Source organism: Nocardia sp. NBC_01503 (assembly GCF_036327755.1).
Taxonomy (GTDB): Bacteria; Actinomycetota; Actinomycetes; order Mycobacteriales; family Mycobacteriaceae; genus Nocardia.
On record NZ_CP109596.1, the window covers coordinates 2,421,526 to 2,440,488 of the forward strand.

The following is an 18,963-nucleotide window of genomic DNA, read 5'->3' on the forward strand; positions in this document are numbered from 1 at the left end:
GTGGCTGGTAACGGTCGAGGAGGAAGAAGCTCGTGCAGATCACCAGCGTCGGACACGCCGGGTTCCACATCTCCACCGCAGCGGGGACGATCCTGTGCGATCCGTGGGTGAACCCGGCATATTTCGCATCATGGGTTCCCTTCCCCGATAACACCCAGCTGGATTGGGACACACTCGGCAACTGCGATTTCCTCTACGTCTCGCATCTGCACCGTGATCACTTCGACGCGAAACACCTCGCCGACAAGATCAATAAAGACGCGACGGTGCTGCTCCCCGACTATCCGGTGCCGGACCTGCGCCGCGAACTCGAGCAGCTGGGCTTCACCAAGTTCTTCGAAACCGAGGACTCGGTCAAGCACACCATCACCGGCGCCGGCGGCAACCAGCTCGACATCATGATCATCGCGCTGCGCGCACCCGCCGACGGACCCATCGGCGACTCCGGCATCGTCGTCTCCGACGGTGAAACCGTGTGCTTCAACATGAATGACGCGCGACCCGTCGATATGGATGTGCTGCACGACGCCTTCGGGCACGTCGACATCCACCTGCTGCAGTACTCCGGGGCGATCTGGTACCCGATGGTCTACGACATCCCCGCCAAGACCAAGGCCAACTTCGGCAAGCAGAAGCGCCAGCGCGGTATGGACCGGGCCCGCTCCTATATCGAACAGGTCGGGGCCACCTGGGTGGTGCCGTCCGCCGGACCGCCGGTCTTCCTGGACGACGAGCTGCGCTACCTCAACGACGACCGCGGCGATGAGGGCAATATCTTCCCCGACCAGGTCGTCTTCCTGGATCAGATGGAGGCCCACGGCAATAACGGTGGCATCCTGATGATTCCGGGCTCCACCGTGGAACTGCACGGCAAGGATCTCGCCGAACTCTCGCATCCGGTCGCGCCCGACAGCATCTACGGTGACAAGGCCGCCTACATCGAGGCCATGGCACAGCGGTTCGCGCCGGTCATCGCCGCCGAAAAGGCTTCCTGGGCAAACGAAGACGACGGGCCGCTACTGCCCCGGTTGAAGGAACTCTTCGAACCGATCATGGCGCAGAGCGATCTCATCTGCGACGGCATCGGCTACTCCGTCGCCCTCGTCATGGGCGAGGAGACCGTGGTGCTCGACTTCCCCAAGCGGATCGTGCGCGAACCGGTCGAGGGAGAAGGCAAGCAGCGCTACGGATTCCGCATCGACCCCATCCTGGTCCGCACCGTGCTGCGCGATAACGAACCCGACTGGGTGAACACCATCTTCCTGTCCACGCGCTTCACCACCTGGCGCATCGGCGGATACAACGAATTCCTCTACACCTTCTTCAAATGCCTCACCGATGAGCGCATCGCCTATGCCGACGGCTGGTTCTCCGAGGCGCACGACGATTCGGCCTCTACCGAACTCGACGGCTGGGAAGTGCAGCGGCGCTGCCCGCATTTGAAGGCGGATCTGTCGAAATTCGGTGTGGTGGAGGGCAATACCCTCACCTGCAATCTGCACGGGTGGCAGTGGGATCTGGAATCGGGGCGCTGCAAGACCTCCAAGGGGCATGAGCTGCGCTCGCGAAAGCTGGACGCACCCGGCAATTAGCCGCCGCAGCCGGCCGGTGTCGTCACGGCACCGGCCGGACGCTTCGGAGTCGGCTGATCAGCCCTGTACCTCGGAATCCTGGAGTTCCCGGGTGAGTCGCGACGACCACGGACACCAGAAACAGCCCGGCAGGAACGCACCGCACGCCTCGTCGAGATAATCCTCGGTGTACTGAATGCTGGAGTCGCACACCTCGATTGCCATGGTGAAGAAACTGATGGTGTCCGGGTCGAGGGCGAAGGACCAGCCCGGATTGTAGGGCTCGGGCCGCTTGCGGATCTTGCCCATCACATGGGTCGACATCGTCTCCTCGCCGGACAGGATGCGGCGAGCCTCGGCAATGCGCTGATCATTGGTCAGCTTGAAGACGAATTCCTTGCCGGAGTAATCGGTGAATGCGAAGTAGGCCATGACATTCCCTCTCGACTGAGCGATCGGATGGAAACAACCCTGCCCTTCGATGGTAGGTTGGGCGCGGTCTCGAATAGATCGAATTCGATTGTGAGACAAAGGAATTACCATACCGGGCCGTTTTTCACCGGTGAAACGGACACCCAAAGATCAGCTAGCCGACATTCTGGACCGACTGACCGTTTCGACCGGAAACCTGCTGTGCACCAGACTTTTTCGCGAGCACAATCAAGTCACGTATCGCCATCGCACCCCGCGCCACCGGCGCGAGCACCCGGCCGTCCGCGCCGATCAGCACCCCCGAGGGCGTACCCCGCACCCGATACCGCAGCGCCGCCTCATTACCCTGCTGCACCAGCATCGGAATCTCACCCAAACCTTGCTCGCGCGCCCAGTCGGCATGCTGTTCCAGCTCACCATTGCCCACCACCGCGATAGCCAGCGCTGCGGCCGCCCGCCGCTGCCAGCGCGGCAACTCCCGCGCCAGTGCGGCACACATCTCACAACCCGGATGTACGAACACCAACAGCACCGCATGACCCTGCTCCAGCAGCGACTCCAGATTCACGCGGCCCGCACCCGAGGCATCGAGCAATTCGAACTCCGGCGCCACCGCGCCCGGCGGCAGCCCCTCCGCCCCCAGGGTCGACAGCGCCTGCTCATCCAATCTGCCGCGCAGTGAACGCAATTCACCCCACAGCCACAGCAGCGACCCCGCGAACAGCGCCGATACCGCCATTCCGATGGCGTGATCGACGGGCAGCGCACCGGGCACTCGTGGATAGCGCACCGCGCCGACCACCGCGAGCAGCGACAGCATCAACAGCGCGCCATTGCGCAGCAGCGTCGGCACGCCGATCGGCGCGGTACTCGCGGCGCCGAAACACGAACACGCCGGATGCCTGCCCTGCCGCAGCAACCACGCCACCGCGACCGAGAACACCACCAGCAGCGCCACCGCGAGCACGGCCGCCGCGGCCGCGGTCCACCACCACAGCAGACCCAGGGCCACCACCCCCTCCAGCACCGGCAGACCGATCGCCACCGCCGGGACGAGACGTATCGGAACCCCGAACTCCCCCACCGCCTTCCGGGTCCCCGCCGCATCGGTCGATTTCCCCGCCGCCGACAGCCCGAACACCACTACGAGCGCCAACCGCAGTCCCCACACGCCGTATTCGATAGTCATATTCGCACCATGACACAGCGCGGCGGGCCGCCAAATGGTAATGGCACGAACAGTTTTCAGTTCGAGAAGGGCGTAAAGGACCGACCGTTCGGCACCGGAACTCCGGTCAGTCGCGCGCCGCTATCGCAACCGCCACGAAGGTCAACGCGCAACCCACCACCGCCAGAGCCGAGACCCGCGCACCGGTCGGCGCGAACACATCCAGCAGCAGCGACATCGACAACTGCCCCGCCACGGAGGTCAACCCGAGCAGCAGCACCCCGATCCAGCGCACCACCAGCACCGCCAGCGCGATGAAAACCACCCCGATCACGCCGCCCAGATACAGCCACGGTGCGGCCGGAAACCCGGTGGGCCAACCCGATCGCAGCACCATCAGCGCTTCGACCGACACCAGCCCGATCGTCCCGGTCGCGAAATTCGCCAGCGTCGCCGAGGACGGACCACCGACCGCGCCCACCCGCCCGTTCACCGCCTGCTGCCAAGCCACCCCCACCCCGGCCAGCAGCGGCAATACGATCAACAGCGCCTGCGGCCCACCCCGCAGGGCCGCCGGCACCGCCAATCCCGCACCACCGGTTCCGGTGCGGCCCAGCACCGACAGGGCCACCGCCGCCAGCGCCAGCGCCGCGCCCCCGGCCCGCAGCCACGTCACTGCCGTTCGGCCCCGCGGCCCCATCCCCAGCCGATCCACCGCCAGACTGCTCACCATCTGCCCCGCGACCACCGCCACCGTGAACGCCGTAACCCCGATGACCGCCACCGTAAGCCCCTGCGTCGCGACGAAGAACGCCCCGCACAAGCCACCCAGCAGCTGCCACCGGCGCAACTCGCCCGCCCGCAGCGCCGTCCACACCCGCCCGATTCCCGCCCGACCCCGCGCACTCCCCACGCACACCAGTCCGACCAGCACCAAGCCCGTCCCGAAACTCACCACCGCCGCGGCGACCCCGTCGTGCAGTCGCTCCCCCAGCGCACCGTTGATCCGCGCCTGCACGGCCACCCCCGCGCCGATACAACCGCCCGACAAGAGGCCGACCTGCCGTCGCATCATCACCACCCGATCCTCGCGCACCACGCGCCCCGATCCGCGCATCTCGCCCTCATGATCATTCGCAGGGCATCGACGGCGTCGCCCTCCGCTCGCTCGAGGCGACGAGAGTCGTTGTGCTGGAACAAAACCTGAGAATGGTCGGGCGCCCGAGTGTCGGTTACGGTCGGTGCGTGACCGAATCGACCATCGGCGATACGTATGACGCCGAAACCTATCGGGTGCTCGATGCCGCTTGGAATTCCTGGGGGCGGCTTGATACCGATGTTATTGCGCACCTGATCAATCCGGCGTTCATGGGTGGACCGCAGTGGCCCGCACTGCGGCAGGCGCACGCCATCGCGCGGCGGGATGACGGACTGCTGGTGGCCAGTAGCGGGCTGGCGGACCCGACCGAGTGGGATGATGCCGAACCCACCAACGGGTACGAGCTCGAGGTGTTCGGAATCTCGGGCGACCTGGCCGTCGACAGCGACACCATTTCGGTGGCCACCTCCTGGTTGGGGCAGACCGTTATGACCGTGTCGAATCTGGTGGCGCACTACGGGTTCGGGGTTTCCGAGATGCTGGACCGGTACGAGATCTTCACCATTCAGCTCGACGACGCCCGCCTGCCCGACGAGGCCACGGCGACATACCTCGACGAGAACGGGTCACTGGTGGTCATGCTCGGACTCGTGGACGATGAGCTGCCCGCGACGGTACCGGGGCCGCTGGCGCCCATTCGACTGGTGAATGTGAAGCTGCTGACCGTCGCGGAAGGGCGGTTCTGCGTGAACAATTCGATGGGAGACGGCGAGGCTCGGCACGAATTGGCGCGGCGGTTCGCCGCACAGGGCGGGATACTCTGGTCCGGCCTCACTCGGCCGTCGGTTGTTTGAGCGATTCCTCCTCCGCCGCCTTCGGGAGCCAGGTCGGGAGTAGGACCGCGATCAACAGCAGCGGGGTACCCAGGGCGGCGACCAGAGCGGGGATGGGGAGCCAGGCGGCGGCCACACCTACGAAAATGAAGACGATCAATGCGATCACCTCGGTGACCAAGCCGGACACCGAGGTAACCGTCGCACGGGCCGGACCTGCGATGGCGTCCTGGAGGCGGGCCGAGGCCAGCACATCCGCGTTGTAGTCGATGCCGTAGGCGATGGCGATGCCCGTGAAGCCCGCTGCCGTAAGGGAATACACGAGGGTGGGGTGCGAGGTCGCCGCACCGCACAGCAGCGCACCACCGATGAACAGCACACCGGCGATACCCAGGGCGATGGAAAACGCTCGCGCGGAGACGTTTTCGGTATGACCGGCGAGCGCCGCACCGGTCAGCGCACCCGCGACCGTCACACCGACCAGCACCGCGGAGATCGACGGCGAGACGCCGGTGTGATCGGCGAGCAGGGAGAAGTACTCGTCGAAAGCGGTAATACCGTTCAACAGCGCCACCAGGATGACACCGCGGCGAACAACCCTGACGTGCAGGGACTCTCGCAGACCCGAGCGCAGCATATGCACATAGCGGGACACACCCGCCGGTGTGGAGGTGAGCCCGACCGGTGGCGACGCGGTATCGGGTTCATCCTCCAGATCCTCCACCGCCGAAGCGGATACGACCTTCGGGGCACCCGGCAGCGCGATCGCGGACAGCACATGCACACCCGCCAACAGCACACTCGACCAGCCGACCAGGGCATAACCACCCCACGCGTACAGCGGAGCGGCGGCGAGAATACCTGTGAGAGCAGCGGATTCAGCCGCGGCACGGGTGTAGCCCAGCAGGCGCGGATAGGCGGCGGTCGACGCGCGCGCGGCGAGATCGTCGTAGATCAACGCCTCGAAGGTGCCCGAACGCAGCGCACCGGCGGCACCCCACAGGATGAAACCCGCCGCGAAACCGGCATAGGACGGCAGCAGCGTCCAGACCAGGAAACCCGCCGTGAGCAGCACACCGGAGAGCATCAGCAGCCCTCGGCGCGAGACCGTATCCGCCCAGGCACCCGAGGGCACCTCCAACAGGAAGGAGGTCACCGACCAGATCGCCAGCAATGCGGAGATCTGCGCGGTACTCAGGCCGTGATCGGCGAAGAGCAGCGCGTACAGCGCGTAATACGGAATCAGATCCGCCGTGAGCGCGAACAGCACCGCGCGCAGCGTGAGTGCGCGCACCGGATCGGCGCGGCGATTACCTGGAAGTGCGAGCCGGAATCAACAGGCGTAGACGAGCATGCGCATGCGCTCAACTCTGCGCTTCGAGCCCACCGCCGTCAAACGGATTCTCGACCGGAATCCAGCCGTTGGTATTCACCTCGTGATCCTTCAACCCGGCACCCACCAGACCGTGCCGATCATTCAGATCATTGATGAGCTCGGAGACCGGATGCGAATCGCTGTAGTGATAGCCCTGCGCCAGCGCGAAACCCAACTCGGTGAGCACCGCGGCCTGGTATTCGGTCTCCACACCCTCCGCGATCACCTGCAGATCCAGGGTTTTGCTCAGCGCCGCAATGACTCCCAGCAGCGGCGGGGCCGGGGAATCGGAGCGGATGGCGGCCACGAAGGACTGATCGACCTTCAGAATGTCGCTGGGCAGGGTGGCCAGGCGACTCAAAGACGAATAGCCGGTACCGAAATCATCGATGGCGATACGGACGCCGGTCTCGCGCAGCTTGTGCAGATTGGCGATGGCGGTCTCGGATTCGGCCGCGATCTCGCTCTCGGTGACCTCCAGCACCAGCTGATCGGCGGGCCAGCCGGTATCGGCGAGAATTCCGGAGACCCGATCGGCATAGGCGGCTTCGGCCAGCTCCAGGCCGCTCACATTCACATTCAGCGTCAGATCCAGCTGAGCGAAGGTCTCCTGCAGACGGGTCGCGTCGGCACAGGCCCGGCGCAAGACCAGCTCGTCCAGATCGGAGATGAGGTCGTACTCCTCGGCGACCCGAATCAGCCCCTCGGTGGTCACATCCGGCTGCGCGTGCGAGGACCAGCGCAGCAGCGCCTCCACGCCGACCGCGCGGGTCGCACCGTCCGACAGGCTCACGATCGGCTGATACTGCACATCCAGAGTGCCGCGATCGATCGCCTCGCGCAGCTCCACCGCCAGCGGCAACTGCCGCGACGACTCCAGCACCGTGCGATTGCGCCCCGCCTGCTTGGCCCGGTACAGACCCACATCCGCGCGGCTCACCAGCAGCGAACCCGACTCACCCGGCTGCCATGAGGTGACACCCGCCGAACAACCGGTGGTCACCGCCGCCCGCAACTGCTCGGTCAGCAGAATCGCCGCCTGCTCCGTCGAATTCGGCAGCAGCAGTGCGAAGGCGTCACCGCCGTAGCGCGCCAGCCGCTGCTCCGGCGTCAACAGCTTCGACCAGGTGTCACCGACCCGCTGCAGCACCGCGTCACCCGCGCGATGCCCGAGATGATCATTGATCTTCTGGAAACGGTCCAGGTCCACCAGCACCAGCGACAGCGCCTGCCCGGTGCGGGTGGCATGCCCGATCGCATTCGCCAGCGCCCGATCGAAACCGCGCCGATTCAACAGACCGGTCAACATATCGATATCGGCGTCCGACGCCATACGCGTGAGAATGCCGACCACAATGCCGATTCCGAAGGTGATACCCGCCGGAATCAAACCCGACCACCACGGCAGCCCACGCGAGGGCACCACCCACAGACAGCACACGATCGCGAACGCCAGATGCGCGCCGAGCCATTTCCAGGCGAAGAAGATCGCCGCGTCGCAGGCTACGAAAACATAGAACGCGGCCAGGCTGATCGCACCGACGGTATTGGGAAACCAGTGCACCGCAACGGTTACCAGCACCGTGGCCATGGCGACATAGGCGTGATGCACCGAATGATGCATACGCGGACCCCAGATGAGCAGGCTGAGGCCGAGCAGCAGCGCGACACCGGCCGCGCCACCTACCAGCGGCCTATTGCCCTCATCACCCGGGGCGACCGCCGTGATCACCAGACCCAGCACACCACCCATGACGTAGAACGCCCCGGTGGTCCGAGCCATAACCATTGCCGTCGCCAGCGCCGATGCCGCACGCACCCGCGTTCGGGTATCGCCGCGATGCCCGATTCCTCGCACAGCGCCTAGCCTAAACGCTCTGTTGATTTTTGCCTCCGCTTCGCTCCGGCTGGTTCGCGGCTCTGGGAGTCCCGCTTCTTCCCTCCCTCCGCTCCTCCGCTGCGCACAGTCCAGAAGCGGGACGAGCCACGAACCCTGATGCGGATGAATTCAGCGAATCGGCGTCAGGATTTCCTTGCCGACGAAGGGCACCAACGCCGCCGGGACCCGCACCGAACCATCCGCCTGCTGGTGATTCTCCAGCAGTGCGACGATCCAGCGGGTGGTGGCCAGGGTGCCGTTCAGAGTGGCGGCGGTCTGCGGCTTGTTGTTCTCGTCCCGGTAGCGCACATTCAGGCGACGCGCCTGGAAGGTGGTGCAATTCGAGGTCGAGGTGAGCTCGCGATAGGTCCGCTGGGTGGGAACCCAAGCCTCACAATCGAATTTGCGCGCGGCCGAGCTGCCCAGATCACCGGCGGCCACATCGATCACCCGGTACGGCACCTCGATGGCGGCGAGCATCTCCTGCTCCCAGGCCAGCAGCCGCTGATGCTCGGCATCGGCGTCCTCCGGCCGGGTGTAGACGAACATCTCCACCTTGTCGAACTGATGCACGCGGATGATGCCGCGAGTGTCCTTGCCGTAGCTGCCCGCCTCCCGGCGGAAACACGACGACCAGCCCGCATAGCGCTTCGCGCCGTCGTTCAGATCCAGGATCTCGCCCGAGTGATAACCGGCCAGCGGCACCTCCGAGGTGCCGACCAGGTACAGATCGTCCTCCTCCAGGTGATAGATCTCCGCGGCGTGCTGACCCAGGAAACCGGTACCCGCCATGATCTCCGGGCGCACCAGCACCGGCGGAATCATCATGGTGAAACCATTCGCGGTGGCCCGCTGCGCGGCCAACTGCAACAGACCCAACTGCAGGAGAGCGCCGTAACCGGTGAGGAAATAGAAGCGCGCACCCGAAACCTTCGCGCCGCGTTCCATATCGATGATGCCCAGCGATTCACCCAGTTCCAGGTGATCCTTGGGCTCGAAATCGAATTCACGCGGGGTGCCGATGTGCTCGAGCACGATGTAATCGTCCTCGCCGCCGGCGGGCGCACCCTCCTGCACCACATTCGAGAGCGCGCGCTGCGCGGCATCGAGAACAGCGTCGGCGGCATTCTCGGCCACCTCGGCCTCCTTCACCAGCGCCGAGAGCTCGGTCCCCCGCGCCAGCAGCGCCGGTCGCTCCTCCGGGGAAGCCTTGCCGACCTTCTTACCCAGGGCCTTGTGCTCGGCACGCAGACCATCGGCATTGGCCACCGCCGCACGCCGAGCGGTATCCGCCTCGAGCAGGGCGTCCACCAGGGCCGGATCCTCGCCGCGAGCGCGCTGCGACGCGCGAACGACGTCGGGGTTCTCCCGCAGGAATCGAAGGTCGATCATGGCCTCCAGCCTATCGGACTGTATTTTCTGCCCTCCGCTTCGCTGCGGGCGGGTGCTGTATCTTCTGCCCTCCGCTTCGCTGCGGGCGGGTTCGCGGCCCTGAAGTCCCGGTTCTTCCCTCCCTCCGGCTCCTCCGCTGCGCTCCCCCGCCTCCACTCAGTCCAGAACCGGGACGGCCGCGAACCTCAGAGCAAATCATCTTTCAGCTCAGTCCAGAACCGGGACGGCCGCGAACCTCAGAGCGAATCATCTTTCAGCTCAGTCCAGAACCGGGACGGCCGCGAACCTCAGAGCGAATCATCTTTCAGCTCAGTCCAGAACCGGGACGGCCGCGAACCTCAGAGCGAATCATCTTTCAGCGGATTGGGTCGTTTGGGTGGCCGAGGGTCGGCGCATCGACCAGAGTTGGGCCATGGGTACGGCAGGAAGCGCGGCTAGGCCCGCGTCCGTACCCCTCGCCAGCCCTCCCGAGGAGTCTCCATGCCCCAATACACGCCGAGCACAGTCGATTTCATCGTCGTCGGCGCCGGATCCGCCGGGGCGGCCGTGGCCGCGCGGCTGAGTGACCGGCCCGGCGTCAGCGTCGCCGTCGTAGAGGCGGGCAGCGCCGACCGCGACAAATTCGTTCATATTCCGGCCGGATTCTCCAAGCTGTTCCAAGGGGAGAACGACTGGAACTATCGCACCGAACCGCAGACCGAACTGCACGACCGCCAGGTGTACTGGCCGCGCGGCAAAATGCTCGGCGGCTCCTCCTCCATGAACGCCATGATGTGGGTGCGCGGCTTCGCCGCCGACTACGACGAATGGGCTCAACACGCCGGACCCGCGTGGTCGTTCGAACAGGTGCTGCCCTATTTCCAGCGCATGGAGACCGTCGAAGGGCCCGAGGGCAATACCGGAGAGGGCCCGTTGCACATCGCACCGCAGCGCAGCCCGCGACCGATCACCGCGGAGTACCTGCAGGCCGCCACCCAGGCCGGATTCACCCTCGAAACCGCGAACGGCGATGCGCCGCAAGGCTTCACCCAGACCATGGTGAGTCAGAAGCGCGGCGCGCGCTGGAGCACCGCCGACGCCTACCTGCGGCCCGCGCTGCAGCGGCATCGGGATCTGACCCTCATCACCGACGCGCATGTCACCCAGGTGCTGTTCGAGGGCAATCGCGCGGTCGGCGTCGAATACCGGGTCGGCGGCGAGACCAAACAGCTGCACGCCAAGCGCGAGGTCATCCTTTCCGGCGGGGCGATCAACACCCCGCAGCTGCTCATGCTCTCCGGGATCGGACCCATCGAACAGCTGCAGGGATTGGGAATCCCGGTGCGCCACCACAATCCGGAGGTCGGGCGCAATCTGCGCGATCACCTGGCCGCGCCCATCGTCTACCGGACCAAGGCGGGCAGTCTGTACGGGGCGGACAAGAACCTGCTCGAACTCGCCAACTATCTGGTGCGGCGGCGCGGACAGCTCACCTCCAATGTCGGTGAGGCGTACGGATTCGTGCGCTCCCGCCCGGATCTGGAACTGCCCGACCTCGAATTGATCTTCGCCCCGGCGCCGTACATCGGCGAGGGCCTCGGCGAACCGGACGGGCACGCGCTCACTTTCGCCGCGGTGCTGCTCAAACCCGAATCGATCGGCGAGATCACCCTGACCTCCGCCGACCCGTTCGCCGCACCACGCATCGCACCGAACTACGTCGCCGAGATCAACGATCGCATCGCCCTGATGGCCGGACTGCGCACCTGTGTCGAAATCGCCTCGCAGCCCGCGCTCAAGGAGCACATCGGGGAACTCATGCAACCCGCGCTGCCCGCCAGCACCCCCATGGACGAGGTGCTCAAGCGCTGCCTCGACGACCATTCGCACACGCTGTACCACCCCGTCGGCACCTGCCGAATGAGCTCGGACAGCACCGGCGTGGTCGATCCGGAGCTGCGCGTGCGCGGCGTCGAGGGGCTGCGCATCGCCGACACCTCGGTCATGCCGATCATCACCCGCGGGCATACCCACGCGCCCGCGGTGCTGATCGGTGAGAAGGCCGCGGACATCATTGCGGGGTGAATCGCTGTGCCGCGCCGATTCCCACCCTCGGGAATCGGCGCGCCGGGGTGCGAAGTCGAACAGGACATGGCGAGCGCGTTGACGCGCTGACATGATGGAGCGCGATGTCCAGCGAACAGTTCCCTCCGCCAGAACAGCCCGAGTGGCCGACCGCCGGTCCCCGCAAGGGGGGCTCCCGGCGAGCGTCCGGCCGGTCGGGTCCGTTCACCGCGCTGCGGTCCAAGCTGGATACCGATGGACCGCTCTCCGCGCCGACCCTGCGCTGGGGACTGCTCGCGGTCGCGGTCGGCGCGATCGTCGCCGCACTCATCACCATGTTCCTGTCCGGCTTCGATTCCGGTCGGGTGGAGGCGCACAATCCGGGCGGCGCGCAGCCCACCGGCGCGGTCGCCGGCGCGGCCTTCGGCACCGCCAAACAGGGCGACTGCCTGAGCTGGTCCAAGGGCAATGCCAGCGATCTGGTGAAGGTGGACTGCGGCAGCAAGCACCTGTTCGAGGTCACCGCCGATATCGACCTGAGCAAATACCCGGGCCGCGAATTCGGGCCCGGCTCACGCTTTCCCGATTCGCTGCGCTTCTCCGAACTGCGGGACGAGCACTGTGTGAGCGCCGCGCAGACCTACCTCGGCGGCAAATTCGATCCGCGCGGCAAGTTCGTGGTCGGTCTGATCAATCCGGGCGAGGCGGGCTGGAAGGCGGGCGAGCGCACGCTGCGCTGCGGGCTGCAGGTCACCGGTAGCGCGGGCACCGCCACCCACCCCATCACGGGCAGTGTGCGCAGCACCAACCAGTCCAAGGTCTTCGAGGTGGGCACCTGCGTCGGCATCGCCCGCAACCTGCCCACCGATCCGGTCGACTGCGCCCAGCCGCACGCCTTCGAGATCGTCTCCACGGTGGACCTCGCCGCCCGCTTCCCGGGTGGCCCGCCCACCAAGGAGGATCAGGACAAGGTCATGGAGGACCAGTGCGCCAAGGATTCCACCGACTATCTCGGCTCCCCCGACGCCCTGCGCAACAAGACGCTCACCCTGTTCTGGGATTTCCTGGACACCCGCAGCTGGCTCGCGGGTAGTCAGAGCCTGAACTGCCTGATCGGCAAGGGCGCGGACCAGGAAGGCTTCGCCACCATCACCGGTTCCGCACGTGGCGATCTGCAGATCGACGGTCAGGCCCCGGTACCGCCGCCGAACAACGGCCGCTACACCCCGCCGCCGCTACCGGGCGCCGCCCCGCCGGTCATTCCGCAGCCGCGGTGATCGGCACCGGCGTGCGGGGGACCCGATAGGTATGGCGGTCTCCATGTCCGACGACCGCTTCGAGGAGTTGGTCGGCGATGCACTGGATCTGATTCCGGGCGAGTTGGCCAAGGCCATCGACAATGTGGTGGTTCTCATCGAACCGCGCAGTGACGAGGATCCGCACCTGCTCGGGCTGTACCACGGGATCGCACTCACCGAACGGGACTTCAGCCACTACGGGGGCGCATTACCCGACACCATCACCATCTATCGCGAGGCCATTCTGGGCATGTGCCACAGCGAGGAAGAGGTGGTGCAGGAGGTGGCAATCACAGTGATTCACGAGATCGCGCACTACTTCGGGATTGACGACGACCGCCTCCATCAGCTGGGATGGGGCTGAACCGGGGCTACGGGGAACCATTCAGCTAACCGGTGCGTCCAAGGATTCATAGCCGGTACAGCTGCCTGTTCCACACGCCTGAAAGGGAGTCGCTTCATGGTTGGTCTCGTCTCCGTGCAGCCCGAGGTCATTCTCGCCGCTGCTCTCGAGCTCGACCTGCTCGCCGAACGACTCGCGGCGGCGTCAGCGGTCACCGCGCCCGCCACCCACGTACTACCCTCCGGCACCGAGGAAGTCTCGTTCCTGGCCGCGGCGCACTTCAATCAGGCGGCCTTCAGCCACGATCGGGCAACCGCCCAGGCGGTACTCGAACTGCATCACGCCGCCGCCACCCTGCGCAGTCAGCTCGCCCAGTATCTGGTGCAGGACGCGGTGCGCGCCGCCGGTATCGCCGCCATCCAGGTGTAGAGGGGAACACTCGAATGACATTGGGCATCACCGGAGTCTTCTGGCTCCCCCGCATGGCCGAACTCAACTCCGTCACCCTGAACGCGGGTGCGCACGCCATTCCGATCGCCGCGGCCGGCACCGCCTGGGGCGGCCTCACCGCCGCCTGGGTGGATGCCACCACCACGGTCGCGCGCGTCATGGCCGAGGTCGGGGTCGGTCTACAGGGCATCAACGGCCTGAACGTGCTGGGCCGCCTCACCGGATTCACCCTCTGGTCCGAACAGCAGAGCGTGCTGGCCGCCGCCATGGCCGCCAAAGCCGCCGCCAACGTGACCGCCTACACCGTGGCCTCCATCGTCATGCCGAGCCTGCCCGAGATCGCCGCGGTCGAGGCCGCGCGGGTGGCCGCGCACTCCACCGGCGGTGCGCTCAATGGCACCGCCGAGGCCGCCGAGGCCGCCAAACTCGCACTCGATATCCGGGCCGCGCTGGTCATGGAGACCTATGAGGCCGCCACCACCGCGCTGGTCACCACACCCGGCGAATTCTTCCTGCCGCCCGCCATTGCCATGGGGGCCGGATCAGCCAATGGCGCAAGCGGTTTCGGCGACGGAGCCGGTGATCCGGTGCAGACCGCGCTCGCCGCGGCGGCCGGACTCGCCAATAACCCGGCGGTGCTGAGCGCCATGGGTCAAGCCGCGCAGGTGGCCGGGACCGTGGCCACCTCCGGGGTGAGCACGGTGGGCAATGTCGCGAGCACCGCGATTTCGGCCGTGGCCAATGGGCTCACGCCCGGACACCTCGGCACCGTGATGCCCGGTATCGGCGAGGCGAGTGTCGCCGCCGCCGGTGCGGGCGGAGCGGGATTGAGCACCAGTGCGGTGTCGTTCGGCGGCGGATCGAGCGTGAGCATCGGAAATGGCGGCGGCACACTGAAACTCCCCGACGGCTGGGGCGCGGGCAGCGCGATGCCCGGCGGCGCCCCGGCGGCGGTTCCGGTCACCGAACCGGTGAGCGTCGCGCCCGCCGCGCAGGCCGCCGCACCCGTGCGACCCGGCAATTCCAGTCCGCTGCTGGGCAATCAGGTGCGCGACGATGAGGACGAGACACGCGGCGGTCACGACTACGGGCGCTCGGTGGAGCACTTCGCCGACGGCCGGGCCATCGCGCCCGCTGTCATCGGCGGCGATCCGGCGGAGCATCGGTGACCGTCCTCGGCGCGGGACGCGGACCGTCGGTACTGCGATCGGTCACGCTGTCCCTCGACGAAATGCAGTATCTACAAGAGGCTTTGGAGTTCGACGAGCTGCCCGTTGTGCTCGATGCCATGGGGCGCTACGACAATGCCACCGATCATGACGCGGCCATGAACGCCGCCGCGACGACCCTCGCCGAACGCGAACTACTCGACGGCGACGAGGTGCATCCGGAGCTGGCCGAACGATTGCGGGTGCTCTATCGACCGCACTGGGTGCTCGCACTGCGCTGGTATGTGAACGGACAGGTCAATCGATTCTGCCTGGCCAAGGGCGACGATTTCGAGGTGGTCGCGCTGCGCGGGCCGCACTCCTATGTGATCGATGCGGCGGGGCATGACCTGGCCGGAACCGTTATGGCCGCACTCGGTCCGGCCGAACCGCTGGATCTCGACGGAATGAACGCTCCCACAGCGGAATTGGCCCCAATCTTCGACGATGCGGGCGATGTGACGACCACCGCGAACCGGCTCGCGAAGGTAGGCAAACCGTCGCGCGACGCGAAAACCCTTGCCTCGGCACTGGTTCAGGTCGACTCGCACGCCGAGATCGCGGGAGTGATCTACGGCGACGGCACCCGCGATACCGCGGATAATCACATCGCGGTGTTCAACACTCGGCACGGCCGGTTCCTCGCCACCGCGAGCACCGCCGACGACGGCACCAAATGGACCTCACTCGCCACGGGTACGCCCGCGCGGCTGCGCACCGCGCTCCAGGATTTGATCGGCACTCTCCCACTGCGGCAAGAGTTTCCAACGCACCGGCAGGTCTGATCGGCATACCCCTGTCATCCCGGCGGGCTTTCGGCCGGGATCCACTGCGGCAGGTATGGCCTTCGGGGTGTGGATCCCGGCCAGAAACGCGCCGGGATGACGGGCGAGTCAGCCCATCGGGTCGTCGCCGGTGGGCCAGGCCGCCTCGGCAAAAGGTGGGAGGTAGCGCCCCCAGCGGGTGCACTCCCATTCGCCGTTGGCTCCGGGTAGGAGTTCGATCGTCTCGGTGTTGTCGAGATGGTTATTGGCGGCGAAAAGCCTTGGGATACCGGCCAATTCCCGGGCGACCAGGCGCATGGCGGCACCGTGGCTGACCAGGATCACATCACCGGATTCGGCATCGGTCAGGTATGTATCGCGCAAACGCTCCAAGGTCGGGACGTAGCGGTCCAGGACTTCCATACCGGTCTCGCCGCCGGGCACTCGAACACTCAGGTCACCGAAGTGCCAGGCGTGGTAGACATCCTGGAAGGTCTCGTGCGCGTCCTGGGTGTTCAGACCCTCCAGGTCACCGAGCTGCACCTCCTGCAAACCCTCCAGTGGTTCGAGCTTCACGCCGGTGGCATCGGCGATGTATCCGCCGGTCTGCCGGGCACGCAATGCCTCCGAGGAGAAGAGCTGGCGCGGCGGCACACTCAGGTTCGCACCGAAGGTCTTCGCCTGCGCCACACCGCGTTCGGTGAGCGGCAGGCCCGGGAGCCGGGTGTCCAGGATCTTGGCGACATTGCCTTCGGTCTCACCGTGTCGCACCAGGATCAGCTTGCCGGTCACAGGTCGGCCACCCCTTTCTTCAAATCGGCCAGCCAGGCCGCCGCGGGTTCGTCGGCGGGCGGCGGGGTTCCGGTCGCGGAAGTCGCGGGCCAGGAGCCGAGGAAGCGGATCCGGGCGGCGGTGCGGTGCAGCGCCTTGAGCGCCTCGGCGACCGCGGCGTCGTCGATATGCCCGACGCAGTCCAGGTAGAAGCGGTAGGTGCCCATACCGGTGCGGGTGGGCCGGGATTCGATTCGAGTGAGATCGATACCGCGGGTGGCGAATTCGGCGAACGCGCGCATGAGCGAACCGGGCTCGTTGGCCAACTCCAGCACGATCGAGGTGCGATCCGTGCCCGTGCGCGGCGGCGCGGGCTGCGGGGGCGCGACCAGTACGAATCTGGTTACCGCCGAATCGACATCGGCGACATCGGCGGCGAGCACACTCAGGCCGAGGCGCTCACCCGCCAGTGCGGTCGAGACCGCGGCATCGGCATGTCCGGCCACCACGTCCTCGGCGGCGGCGGCATTGGAGGCCGAGGTGTACATCTGCGCCTCGGGCAGCGTGCGCGACAGCCAGATCCGCACCTGCGCCGCCGCGATCGGATACGCGGCGATATGGCGCACCTCGGATAGCTCGATACCCGGGCGGCCCAGGATCGTGAAGGCCACATCCAATTCGGTCTCGGCGATGATCTGCAACCGGGGCCCCAGCGCCAGCGCGTCCAGGGTCGGCGCGATCGAACCGTCCACCGAGCTCTCGATCGGCACCACCGCGCCCTCGACCTGCCCGGCCCGCAGCAGTTCGATGGTCGCGCCCTGGCTCGGGGCGGGGACACGCTCGACCGGCCCACCGAAGGCTCCGGTGGACTCGAGTTTCGCGAGGGCCATCTCCGTGAAGGTTCCCGACGGCCCGAAATAGGCAATGCGCGGCACGGCTACGACCTTACTTGCGCACGCCGAGCAGCCCCCTATTTTGGATGACTCCCTTACCGGGCCCTAAGGCGCGAGCGCCCGGAGTGCGGCGGTGACAGCGTCCGGGTCGTCGGTCTCGATGGCGAGCAGGACGGTGCGGAGGGCCTCGACGGCGGGCGGTTTCAGGCCCGTCAGAAAGGGGATGTCCGGTGTGGCGAGTGCGGTGTGGATGTCCTCGCCCATGAGGGCCGCGACAGTCGCGGCGATCACGGCGACCGCGCGTTCGCCGGAGTCGGTCCGCGCTACGAATCCGGTGTCGCCGTGTGCGATTCGGACCAAGAATTCGGCGACGGCCGTGTCATCGAGGGTCAGGTCCAGGATCTCGGCCGTACCTGGGTCCGCGCGGACGCGGTGGACCAGGCCATCGGTGATGCCCTGTACGCCCGGCTTGCTCGGGACGCTCAGTTGCAGGATGACCGGTTCGGGGGCGGGGTGGGAATCATGCGGCACCGGTCAACCGTAGCGAGTGGATGGGTTGCGCGAGATCACACTCTGACTTAGCTTAGGTTTACCTAATTCACCCTGGAGGTAGGCAATGACCCACACGGCCCCGGTCGTCGCGCCGCACACCGCCGAGCGCGTGCACAGCGCCTGCGCCCACGCCGAGAGCGCGATGCTGGCCGTGCCCGGCCTGGACCCGGTGCCCACCTCGGTGCATCTGCTGCGCCGGTGCGGCGACATCGTCCTCGCCGTACCCGCCAATTCGGTTGCGGCCGTACTGGTTATGACCTGCGGCAACACCGGGACACCCGCCGTACTCGAACTCACCGATCAGGCCCCGCTGCCGCTGCGCGAACCCGTGCGCGCCCTGGTCTGGCTGCGCGGCTGGGCGCACGCCGTACCCGGCAATACCCAGCGCGCGCTCGCCGCCGCCATGGCCGAGGACCACCCGCATCCGAACCTGCTCGACGTCGGCCACACCGCCACCCTGCTACGCCTGGTCGTGGACTCCGCCGTGGTCGCCGACACCTCCGGGGCGGATTCGGTCTCCCGCGAACAACTTCGACAGGCGCAACCGGATCCGTTCTGCGCCATGGAGGGCGCGTGGCTGCAGCATCTGCACGCCGACCACGCCGATGTCATCGACCGACTCGCCCGGCATCTACCACCCGCCCTCCGGCGGGGCGCGCTGGTGCACCCGCTCGCCATCGACCGCTACGGGGTCACCCTGCGTGTCGAGGCGGTCGAAGCCGATCACGACATCCGCATTCCGTTCGCGAGCCCGGCGCACGATGTCGAATCGCTGTCCCGGGCCGTACAAGCGTTGGCGGCCAATCCCTTCGAACATGGATTGCACCGAATCTGAACGTCTGATCAAGGACTCCCTCGGCAACTCATTACCGAGGTGGGGCGGGGCCGCGCA

The 18,963-nt window shown here is 66.8% G+C and carries 18 protein-coding genes; 9 read left to right on the forward strand and 9 right to left on the reverse strand.

Annotation, left to right across the window (positions count from 1 at the left end; translation table 11 throughout):
* Window positions 1-32: 32 nt before the first annotated feature.
* Entirely contained in the window at window positions 33-1,592 is a 1,560-nt protein-coding gene (locus OHB26_RS10885) for a Rieske 2Fe-2S domain-containing protein (protein ID WP_330184061.1), read from the forward strand.
* Between the two features lie 57 nt (window positions 1,593-1,649).
* Here OHB26_RS10885 and OHB26_RS10890 read toward each other — a convergent pair whose 3' ends face one another.
* The 3 genes from OHB26_RS10890 to OHB26_RS10900 all read right to left on the reverse strand — a co-directional run bounded on the left by OHB26_RS10890 (window position 1,650) and on the right by OHB26_RS10900 (window position 4,288).
* A complete protein-coding gene (locus OHB26_RS10890; protein WP_330184062.1) occupies window positions 1,650-2,003 on the reverse strand; it encodes a BP74-related protein in 354 nt (117 codons plus the stop codon).
* A 154-nt stretch (window positions 2,004-2,157) separates the two neighbouring features.
* Complete coding sequence (locus tag OHB26_RS10895) at window positions 2,158-3,192, reverse strand: peroxiredoxin family protein (protein WP_330184063.1); 1,035 nt, start codon at window positions 3,190-3,192, stop codon at window positions 2,158-2,160.
* Window positions 3,193-3,298: 106 nt separating this feature from the next.
* On the reverse strand, window positions 3,299-4,288 hold the full coding sequence (locus tag OHB26_RS10900) for a DMT family transporter (RefSeq protein ID WP_330184064.1): 990 nt from the start codon (window positions 4,286-4,288) through the stop codon (window positions 3,299-3,301).
* A gap of 128 nt (window positions 4,289-4,416) precedes the next feature.
* Here OHB26_RS10900 and OHB26_RS10905 point away from each other — a divergent pair, with 128 nt between their 5' ends.
* Entirely contained in the window at window positions 4,417-5,124 is a 708-nt protein-coding gene (locus OHB26_RS10905; RefSeq protein WP_330184065.1) for a hypothetical protein, read from the forward strand.
* Here OHB26_RS10905 and OHB26_RS10910 read toward each other — a convergent pair.
* The 3 genes from OHB26_RS10910 to serS all read right to left on the reverse strand — a co-directional run bounded on the left by OHB26_RS10910 (window position 5,102) and on the right by serS (window position 9,749).
* Window positions 5,102-6,397, reverse strand: coding sequence for an MFS transporter (locus OHB26_RS10910; RefSeq protein WP_330184066.1), 1,296 nt, complete (start codon window positions 6,395-6,397; stop codon window positions 5,102-5,104). The two genes, OHB26_RS10905 and OHB26_RS10910, sit on opposite strands and share 23 nt — an antisense overlap.
* A gap of 70 nt (window positions 6,398-6,467) precedes the next feature.
* On the reverse strand, window positions 6,468-8,336 hold the full coding sequence (locus OHB26_RS10915; RefSeq protein ID WP_330184067.1) for a putative bifunctional diguanylate cyclase/phosphodiesterase: 1,869 nt from the start codon (window positions 8,334-8,336) through the stop codon (window positions 6,468-6,470).
* Window positions 8,337-8,486: 150 nt separating this feature from the next.
* Window positions 8,487-9,749 carry a serine--tRNA ligase gene (serS, locus tag OHB26_RS10920; RefSeq protein ID WP_330184068.1) on the reverse strand — a complete coding sequence of 421 codons (1,263 nt, stop codon included), beginning with the start codon at window positions 9,747-9,749 and terminating at the stop codon, window positions 8,487-8,489.
* Window positions 9,750-10,229: 480 nt separating this feature from the next.
* Between serS and OHB26_RS10925 the strand changes: the two genes are divergently transcribed.
* The 6 genes from OHB26_RS10925 (at window position 10,230) to OHB26_RS10950 (ending at window position 15,876) form a co-directional block, all read left to right on the forward strand.
* On the forward strand, window positions 10,230-11,813 hold the full coding sequence (locus OHB26_RS10925) for a GMC family oxidoreductase (protein ID WP_330184069.1): 1,584 nt from the start codon (window positions 10,230-10,232) through the stop codon (window positions 11,811-11,813).
* Between the two features lie 104 nt (window positions 11,814-11,917).
* Entirely contained in the window at window positions 11,918-13,069 is a 1,152-nt protein-coding gene (locus OHB26_RS10930; RefSeq protein WP_330184070.1) for a septum formation family protein, read from the forward strand.
* A 31-nt stretch (window positions 13,070-13,100) separates the two neighbouring features.
* Window positions 13,101-13,454, forward strand: a complete 354-nt coding sequence (locus tag OHB26_RS10935; RefSeq protein WP_330184071.1) for a metallopeptidase family protein — start codon at window positions 13,101-13,103, stop codon at window positions 13,452-13,454.
* 96 nt (window positions 13,455-13,550) lie between these two features.
* Entirely contained in the window at window positions 13,551-13,862 is a 312-nt protein-coding gene (locus OHB26_RS10940; RefSeq protein WP_330184072.1) for a PE domain-containing protein, read from the forward strand.
* Between the two features lie 14 nt (window positions 13,863-13,876).
* A complete protein-coding gene (locus OHB26_RS10945) occupies window positions 13,877-15,052 on the forward strand; it encodes a PPE domain-containing protein (RefSeq protein ID WP_330184073.1) in 1,176 nt (391 codons plus the stop codon).
* Window positions 15,049-15,876 carry an ESX secretion-associated protein EspG gene (locus tag OHB26_RS10950; RefSeq protein WP_330184074.1) on the forward strand — a complete coding sequence of 276 codons (828 nt, stop codon included), beginning with the start codon at window positions 15,049-15,051 and terminating at the stop codon, window positions 15,874-15,876. The genes OHB26_RS10945 and OHB26_RS10950 overlap by 4 nt, the downstream gene beginning before the upstream one ends.
* 108 nt (window positions 15,877-15,984) lie before the next feature.
* Here the strand turns inward: OHB26_RS10950 and OHB26_RS10955 are convergent, their stop codons facing one another.
* From OHB26_RS10955 to OHB26_RS10965, 3 genes are all read right to left on the reverse strand, one after another.
* Window positions 15,985-16,647, reverse strand: a complete 663-nt coding sequence (locus tag OHB26_RS10955; RefSeq protein WP_330184075.1) for a histidine phosphatase family protein — start codon at window positions 16,645-16,647, stop codon at window positions 15,985-15,987.
* Complete coding sequence (pheA, locus tag OHB26_RS10960) at window positions 16,644-17,561, reverse strand: prephenate dehydratase (protein ID WP_330184076.1); 918 nt, start codon at window positions 17,559-17,561, stop codon at window positions 16,644-16,646. Before pheA ends, OHB26_RS10955 begins: the two co-directional genes overlap by 4 nt.
* Before the next feature lie 63 nt (window positions 17,562-17,624).
* Window positions 17,625-18,050 (reverse strand): hypothetical protein, encoded by a 426-nt coding sequence (locus OHB26_RS10965; RefSeq protein WP_330184077.1) that lies wholly within the window; start codon window positions 18,048-18,050, stop codon window positions 17,625-17,627.
* Between the two features lie 85 nt (window positions 18,051-18,135).
* Here OHB26_RS10965 and OHB26_RS10970 point away from each other — a divergent pair, with 85 nt between their 5' ends.
* Window positions 18,136-18,906, forward strand: coding sequence for a DUF2470 domain-containing protein (locus OHB26_RS10970; RefSeq protein WP_330184078.1), 771 nt, complete (start codon window positions 18,136-18,138; stop codon window positions 18,904-18,906).
* Window positions 18,907-18,963 lie beyond the last annotated feature (57 nt).